Below are 7,936 nucleotides of genomic sequence, written 5' to 3'. Positions count from 1 at the left end.
GTATCGCTTCAATCATCGGAACGGTAATTTATATCTCGATTTGCTTAAATTACTCCGTAACAATCCTCTTTAACTTCCTAAGCCCCTAAAAAAAATTCCCCAAGATTTTTTGAACAACTCGTTGTCGATCTTTTAGTAGCTATGGGATATGGCGGTTCACATCAAGATGCTGCACAAGCGATTGGGAAAACAAATGATGGTGGGATTGATGGAGTTATTAGTGAAGATCGTTTGGGATTAGATAAGATTTATATTCAAGCTAAGCGATGGGAAAATACTGTGGGTCGTCCTGATATTCAACAATTCAAAGGTGCATTAGCTGATCAGGTCGCTAAAAAAGGTGTGTTCATCACGACTTCGAATTTTAGCAAGGAAGCAGTTGAATCGGCTAAGAAATCAGGAATTGTATTGATTGATGGTAGTAAGCTAACTTCATTAATGATTGAATTCGGATTAGGTGTTCAAATAGAACGAAGTTTTCATATATATAAAATAGATCAAGATCGCTTTGATGAAGATAATTTTTAAGAGTGTTTAAGAGCTATTTATTTGCATATGTATACCCAAATAAATATTGTCCCAAAGATAACACTCAGCGTATTACCAAAACACTATATTGATTCATGCTTGAATTGCTAAGATCATCAGAACAACTCATTGCAACAGCATAGGTAAAAGAGAGCGACATCATGAGTAATAATAACGATTACGACATTTCTGATTCAAAAGACTGTGAAACTTATATTAATCAGTTTATTCAAGATTTTACGATCCGTTCAGCAGAGATTGGAAAAGGGACAACGATTAAACGTGCATTGCCAAGCCGCCAAAAACGTTTAGTTGGTGCTTGGTGCTTTCTAGATCATGCAGGGCCAGTCAGCTTTCCAGCTGGAGATGGGTTAGATGTTGGGCCACATCCTCATATTGGTTTGCAAACCTTTACATGGATGATTGAAGGCACCATGATGCATACCGATAGCTTGGGTTCAAAACAGCTTATTCGTCCAAAACAAGTAAACTTAATGACAGCTGGACGTGGTATTTCTCATACAGAGGTCGCGCCTGATACTGAAACCCAAATGCATGCTGCGCAGTTGTGGATTGCACTTCCTGATAACAAGCGCAATATGGAGCCTAACTTTGAGCATTACCCAGAACTTCCTGTTGTGGTTAAAGATCAAGTTGAATTTACAGTTTTAGTCGGTGACTTCCTCAATACTCTTTCTCCAGTTCAAGTACATACACCTTTAGTTGGTGTTGATCTAACAGCTCAAGCGGATACTAAAACGCGTATACCACTCAATCCAGCATTTGAATATGCTTTCATGGCGCTTGATGGCAAAGCTCGTGTGAACGGACATGAATTAACTGCTGATAATATGGTGGTTTTAGAAACAGGTTTGACGGAAATCGAAGTTGAAATCAAATCTGGTAATCGAGTGCTTCTCATTGGCGGTGAACCTTTTGAATCACCTATTTTGTTGTGGTGGAACTTCGTAGGACGCACGATGGAAGACTTGGAGCAAGCACGTGAAGACTGGATTAACCATGATGTACGCTTTGGTGAGATTCCAGATTATCAAGGCAAACGTTTGGAAGCACCAACGCTACCTGATCAAATGAGGGCTTCAAAATGAGTGTTATCGCAAGTGCAAAAGTTCTAACTTTACCTGATCCGTGGAAAGGGGAAGTGACTAGTGGAACGCATCAATTTTTGACAGATAAGCCTGAATCTTTCGGTGGACATGACACAGGTCCCGCACCATATGATTTTCTTACAGCTAGCCTAGCATCATGTACCATGATCACATTGCGCATGTATGCTCAACATAAAGAAATAGACTTAGGTGAGTTTACGGTTGAGGTGGATTTTCATACTAATCGTGAACAACAGGAGCGAATTGAACGTCGTGTTACCTTTAAGCAACCTGTTTCACCAGAGCTAAAAGAAAAACTTCTCAATGTCTGCAGCAAGACACCTGTCACTAAAACTTTGTTACGCAGTTTAGACATTCAGACCGTGATTCTTTAAGGCTTTAGTGCTATTGTGCTTGGGCAAAACATAATTCTAAACGCAACTGTTAGAGGGATAAAAAACAACAGTTGCGTAGCACAAGCAGGCACACAAAATGATTACCTTACATTATCTGCAATGCTCCCGTTCGTTTCGAATACTGTGGGCATTAGAGGAGCTTGGTGTGGACTACCAAGTAGAGTTTTATCAAAGGTCAGCCAGTTACGCAGCACCAGAAATCCTTAAAAACATACATCCTCTCGGCAAAGCACCTATCTTGGTAGATGATGGCTATGTGATTGTTGAATCGGCAGTGATTTTGGATTATTTGCAGCAACATTATGATCGACTTCAGCAGTTCAAACCCCAACAAGCGAAAGATCAAAGACAATATGACTATTGGATGCATTATGCAGAAGGTTCTTTGATGCCGCTTTTGGTGATGACTTTAGTCATGAACAATGTTAGTAAACATGTACCGTGGGTGATTCGTCCAATTGCTGAGAAAATCACAGATGGCGTAAAAGGTGGTTTTATTCGTCCTCGTGTAAAAGAACATATTCTGTATTTAGAACAATATCTGTCTGAGCATGATTATTTTGCAGGTGAGTTTTCATTTGCTGATATTCAAATGGCGTTCCCATTGATTGCGTTACAAAAACGTCTACATGGGAAATACCCAAATATTCAAGCCTTTGTACAGCGAATACAAGAGCGCGCAGCATTTCAACGTGCTGAACAGAAAAGTTTAGAATCTGAGTGTGGCTAGTTCAAATCATCTTGCTTTAAATAAAAAAGGAACGATCAAGCGTTCCTTTTCTATTTGATATTTTGCCGATCAACGTTTGATGACAATCGAATCAATACCACTATTTTGAAGTGTTTGTTGTGCTGCTAAAGCGGCATCTTGGCTATCGTATGGTCCTGAAAAAACACGATACCATGTTTGACCATTCTCAACAGTTTTGACTACATCTGCCGATAAACCATTTAAAATAATTTCGGCACGTCGTGCATCGGCACTATCAGGATCTGGATAGCTTCTCACTTGTAAAATATAAGTGGCTTGAGCAGGAGCTGTTTGCTCACTTGGCGTAATTCCTCCTGACGCATCAGCGTTTGTCGTCTCTGCGGCTGGGGATTCAATAATCACGACATTGCCTTGCTGTTTGGTTTCAGGAACAGCTTGTTCAGGAATTGGCGTGACTTGTTGCTGAGGGAGCAGATCGTAGAAGCGATAGTCTTTGTTCGTATCTTCTTCTTGATAATGTTCTGATGTCACCTGATTTTTAGCAGGTACAGGTTGCCATGGTTTCCATAGCATCAACATAACCGCAACACATAGAATCGCCAAAATGGCTACAAGCATACCGAGCCACTTAGGTATGAGTGGTTTTTTGGGTTTATTTGGTCGTTCAGATACACCACGTTGCGTTTTTCCAAACACCTGAAATTCCTCTTGATCCTATTATGTTATTTGTAACGTGAATCATTGAATAAACAAAGCATTATGTTCAAAAATAATGCGTTATTCACCTTATTATTTATCAGATAAAACCTAAGATAGTGTTTTTTTCTGTAAAGTGAATATGAATCTCTCATTTCTTAAACTTAAACGATATAAATAATAAAGCAAGCAAAGCGAACTTTGCTTGCATCTATTAATTATAACGTTGTTTAGATTACATTGAGTCTGGTGCAGATACGCCCAATAACTCTAAACCATTACGTAACACTTGCTGTACATTCGTTGAGAGCAGTAAGCGTGCTTGAGACAATGAGGTATTTGTTTCATCTACAAATTTCACACCATCTTGTGCATACCAACCATGGAATAGTGCAGCCAAATCTTTGAGATAGTTACCAATTTGATGTGGTTCGCAAACATTTGCAGCTCGTATAACAATTTCAGGATAAGCTGCTAATTTTGCAAGGATTTCTGTTTCTGTCTCTAAGGTTAATAGATCAGCAAACTGTCGTGCATTCGTAGCGTCAAATACAATGCCTTTTTCTTTAGCACGATTGACAATACTGTTTACACGCGCATGCGCATATTGGATGTAATACACCGCATTGTCTTTGCTTTGCGAAACTGCGAGGTCTAAGTCAAAATCAATGTGTTGCTCAGATTTACGCATCACGTAATAGAAGCGTGCCGCATCATTACCAACTTCTTTACGTAGATCACGCAATGTGACGAACTGACCTGAACGAGATGACATTTGTACCATCTCACCGCCACGCCACAAACTCACGAACTGAACTAAAAGTACAGTCAATTTCTTCGAGTCATAGCCCATCGCGTCAATTGCTGCTTTGACACGTGAGATATAACCATGATGGTCTGAACCCCAAATATCAATTAAGTCAGTATAACCACGTTGTAATTTATTCAAATGATAAGCAATGTCAGACGCAAAATAGGTGGTTTGACCATTACGACGTTTCACAACACGGTCTTTTTCATCGCCGAATTCGGTTGATTTAAACCAGATATTGCCATCTTTTTCGTAGAGGAAACCACGCTGATCAAGCGTTGCAAGTGCTTCATCAATTTTATCAGCCAATGATGCTTCACTAAACCATTGATCAAAGGTCACACCAAAGTCTGCAAGGTCGTCTTTAATATCATCTAAAATGGCATGCAAAGCCGCTTGGTGGAAAACGCGATAGCCTTCACCTAAATGCTTTTGAGAATTCGCAATTAAACCATCAATATGTTTTTCTTTATCCCCAGAGAGCACAACTTTGTTGCCATCAGCGTCTAATTCTTCTGCATATTGAACGTCTTCTGGTACATCTTTGTAGATATCTGCAACTGGACGAACATAAGCATCACCATCTTGATCAATGATGCTTTGTGCGATTTCTTTCACGTAGTCGCCTTGGTAGGCATTCTTAGGGAAAACAAGAGTTTGACCTGTTAACTCTAAATAGCGCAAATAAGTAGAAGTCGCCAAAATATCCATTTGACGACCAGCATCATTTACATAGTATTCGCGATCAACTTTAGCGCCTGTTGCTTCTAATAAGTTTGCAACAGTCATACCGTAAGCAGCGCCACGACCATGCCCAACATGTAGGCTAGAAGTAGGGTTCGCTGATACAAACTCAACTTGGATTTTTTTCGCAGCGTTCACTTGGCTACGACCATATTGATCTTTCTGTGCTTGAATTTGGTCGAGCACAGCAAAGCGTTGATCAGCATTTAAAAAGAAGTTAATGAATCCTGGACCAGCAATTTCTGCTTTACTAATATCTGCAACTTCTGGAAGTGCTGCTAGGATTTTTTCAGCAAGATCACGAGGTTTCATACCTGCAGCTTTCGAGCCAATCATCGCAATATTCGAAGCAAAGTCACCGTGACTTCGGTCTTTGGTACGGGTTAAATGGCTCGTGTTTGTCCAATCTGAAGGAAGTACCCCTTGTTGTTGAAGGGATTGCACCGCATGATCAAGAGCTGATTGTATTGCCGTATTCATAGTTACCGAAATAAATGTCGCGGAAAAACGCTAAATATAGCAAATTTCGCTCCTGTTAGGGGAGACATTTGGCGGCTGAGTGAATAATTTTAGTTAAGTAATGACCTGTGTGAATGAGAGGTTCATTGAATCTCAACTTTTAGTTTGATTGGTAATTTCTGATTTGAATGAATGTGGTTTGGATCAAGTGTACAAGAGTTTTGCATTATTTAATTATGAAATGGTTGATAACATCAAAATTTATATGCTTAAGATTTATTTATAACTATGAATTATCACAACATAATTATAATTGTATGAAAATATTATGAAATATCTCTTGTATGTCGCTATTGAATACTAAGCCTGAACTGTATCACTGTTTAAAATGTCATTTTTATACGAAATAGCCTTAAGCTATTAGACACCACGAGCATGAAGTGATCTTTAAGAGGCTTTTGTGCTCTAAGCTGGAAAATGAGATAGGCAATGACAACAGGAAATCCAAGTAAACACCCTCTTTACATCCCATATGCAGGTTATACCCTCCTAGAATTACCACTTTTAAATAAAGGTTCGGCGTTCACTCAAGAAGAACGAACCAACTTTAATTTGCACGGTTTACTTCCACATATTATTGAAACTATTGAAGAACAGAGTCAGCGTTCATATCAGCAATATTGCGCGTTTAGTGATGATATCAATAAGCATATCTATTTACGTAATATTCAAGACACCAATGAAACCTTGTTTTATCACCTCATCGAACATCATTTAGAAGAAATGATGCCGATTATTTATACACCAACTGTCGGGGAAGCATGTCAGCGTTTCTCAGATATTTACCGCCGCCATCGTGGTGTTTTTATCTCATATCCTGATCGTGAATTTATTGATGATATTTTACAAAATGTGAATAAAAACAATGTAAAAGTGATCGTGATTACTGATGGTGAGCGTATCTTAGGATTAGGCGACCAAGGAATTGGTGGGATGGGTATCCCGATTGGGAAGCTGTCTTTATACACTGCTTGTGGCGGAATTAGCCCAGCCTATACTTTGCCGATTACGATTGATGTTGGGACCAATAATCAGCAACTATTAAATGATCCGATTTATATGGGATGGCGTCAGCCTCGTATCAATGGCGATGAGTATTATGAATTTATCGATCATGTGATCAATGCGGTTAAACGACGTTGGCCAAAAGCTTTGATTCAGTTTGAGGATTTTGCTCAAAAGAATGCCATGCCGTTATTGCAAAAATACCGCGATAAGATTTGTTGTTTCAATGATGATATCCAAGGTACTGCGGCCGTTTCGGTTGGAAGTTTGATTGCAGCGAGTCGAGCGGCAGGAAAACAATTAAAAGATCAAACGATTGCCTTTTTGGGGGCAGGCTCAGCAGGTTGTGGTATTGCTGAACAAATTATTGCCCAAATGATGGCAGAAGGTTTGACGGATGCTGAAGCACGTGCACGCGTATATATGGTTGATCGTTTTGGTTTAATCACTGAAAATCAGCCGAACTTGTTAGATTTCCAGCGTAAGTTAGCGCAAAAGGCGGAAGTCATCGAGCAATGGGCGAAAGTTGAAGATATTATTTCTTTGTTAGATGTTGTGCAGAATGTCAAACCGACCGTATTGATTGGTGTCTCGGGGCAACCAGGCTTATTCACTGAAGAAATTATTCGTACCATGGCGGCACATTGCGAACGTCCTATTGTCATGCCTTTATCAAACCCGACTTCTCGTGTCGAAGCAGTACCTGCAGATATAATTGAATGGACTGAAGGGCGTGCGTTGATTGCAACGGGAAGTCCATTTGCACCTGTGAATTATCATGGTCAACTATACAATATTGCTCAATGCAATAATTCTTATATCTTCCCTGGTATTGGTTTGGGTGTAGTCGCTTGTGCAGCTACCCGAATCACTGAAAATATGTTGATGGCTTCAAGTCGTGCATTGGCTGATTGCTCTCCTTTATTAGCAGATGCTCAAGCAGACTTATTACCTCCATTAGGTGAGATTCAGGCTGTGTCTAAAGTGATTGCTTTTGAGGTGGCGAAAGCTGCGATTCAAGATGGTGTTGCGGTAACGATCAGTGATGATTTATTGCAACAAAAAATAGAAGAATCTTTCTGGCATCCTGAATACCGTCGATATAAACGAATCCCGTTTTAAATAAAAAGGAGCTTCGGCTCACTACTGTCCCATAGTTTGCTCTAAATAAAAAAAACTGAGTCTAAATAGTTAAAATATGAGTGCAAACAAACACTTTAACTATAAATGACTCAGGTTTTGTCACATCAGAATACTGTATTTCATCAATTACTCAAACCCATTTTAAGACAAGATTTTGAACGTCTCGCTAAACTGCATCACTCTGGGCAAAAATTAAGATCAGCCACCCGCTGGGATCAGTTTGTTGCCATATTGATGTCCCAACTTTCTTGTC

Annotated in this window: 7 protein-coding genes and 2 pseudogenes; 7 read left to right on the top strand and 2 right to left on the bottom strand. The window is 39.6% G+C overall.

Annotated elements, in window-relative coordinates:
• From A2003_RS00570 to A2003_RS00550, 5 genes and pseudogenes are all read left to right on the top strand, one after another.
• Nucleotides 1–73, top strand: a pseudogene (locus A2003_RS00570) (IS1595 family transposase); the annotation flags it as partial.
• 14 nt (nucleotides 74–87) lie between these two features.
• Nucleotides 88–528: pseudogene (locus tag A2003_RS00565) on the top strand (restriction endonuclease); the annotation flags it as partial.
• Nucleotides 529–689: 161 nt separating this feature from the next.
• Nucleotides 690–1,637: a pirin family protein gene (locus A2003_RS00560; RefSeq protein ID WP_286686674.1), complete on the top strand. Its 948-nt coding sequence runs from the start codon at nucleotides 690–692 to the stop codon at nucleotides 1,635–1,637.
• On the top strand, nucleotides 1,634–2,032 hold the full coding sequence (locus A2003_RS00555) for an OsmC family protein (RefSeq protein WP_087540515.1): 399 nt from the start codon (nucleotides 1,634–1,636) through the stop codon (nucleotides 2,030–2,032). Before A2003_RS00560 ends, A2003_RS00555 begins: the two co-directional genes overlap by 4 nt.
• 97 nt (nucleotides 2,033–2,129) lie before the next feature.
• On the top strand, nucleotides 2,130–2,783 hold the full coding sequence (locus A2003_RS00550) for a glutathione S-transferase family protein (protein WP_286686673.1): 654 nt from the start codon (nucleotides 2,130–2,132) through the stop codon (nucleotides 2,781–2,783).
• Nucleotides 2,784–2,852: 69 nt separating this feature from the next.
• Here A2003_RS00550 and A2003_RS00545 read toward each other — a convergent pair whose 3' ends face one another.
• Nucleotides 2,853–3,461, bottom strand: a complete 609-nt coding sequence (locus A2003_RS00545; protein WP_004905581.1) for an SPOR domain-containing protein — start codon at nucleotides 3,459–3,461, stop codon at nucleotides 2,853–2,855.
• 235 nt (nucleotides 3,462–3,696) lie between these two features.
• Nucleotides 3,697–5,496 carry an arginine--tRNA ligase gene (argS, locus tag A2003_RS00540; RefSeq protein ID WP_286686672.1) on the bottom strand — a complete coding sequence of 600 codons (1,800 nt, stop codon included), beginning with the start codon at nucleotides 5,494–5,496 and terminating at the stop codon, nucleotides 3,697–3,699.
• A gap of 468 nt (nucleotides 5,497–5,964) precedes the next feature.
• Here argS and A2003_RS00535 point away from each other — a divergent pair, with 468 nt between their 5' ends.
• Together A2003_RS00535 and A2003_RS00530 are read left to right on the top strand one after the other, a co-directional pair.
• Nucleotides 5,965–7,662: an NAD-dependent malic enzyme gene (locus A2003_RS00535; protein ID WP_004956579.1), complete on the top strand. Its 1,698-nt coding sequence runs from the start codon at nucleotides 5,965–5,967 to the stop codon at nucleotides 7,660–7,662.
• A gap of 117 nt (nucleotides 7,663–7,779) precedes the next feature.
• Nucleotides 7,780–7,936, top strand: a 157-nt coding sequence (locus tag A2003_RS00530) for a DUF4372 domain-containing protein (RefSeq protein ID WP_286686675.1), incomplete at its 3' end; no start/stop codon positions are given.

This window comes from Acinetobacter sp. GWC1_38_13 (assembly GCF_001767535.1).
GTDB classification, from domain to species: Bacteria; Pseudomonadota; Gammaproteobacteria; order Pseudomonadales; family Moraxellaceae; genus Acinetobacter; species Acinetobacter junii.
This window is presented reverse-complemented; position numbering and strand designations above follow the sequence as displayed.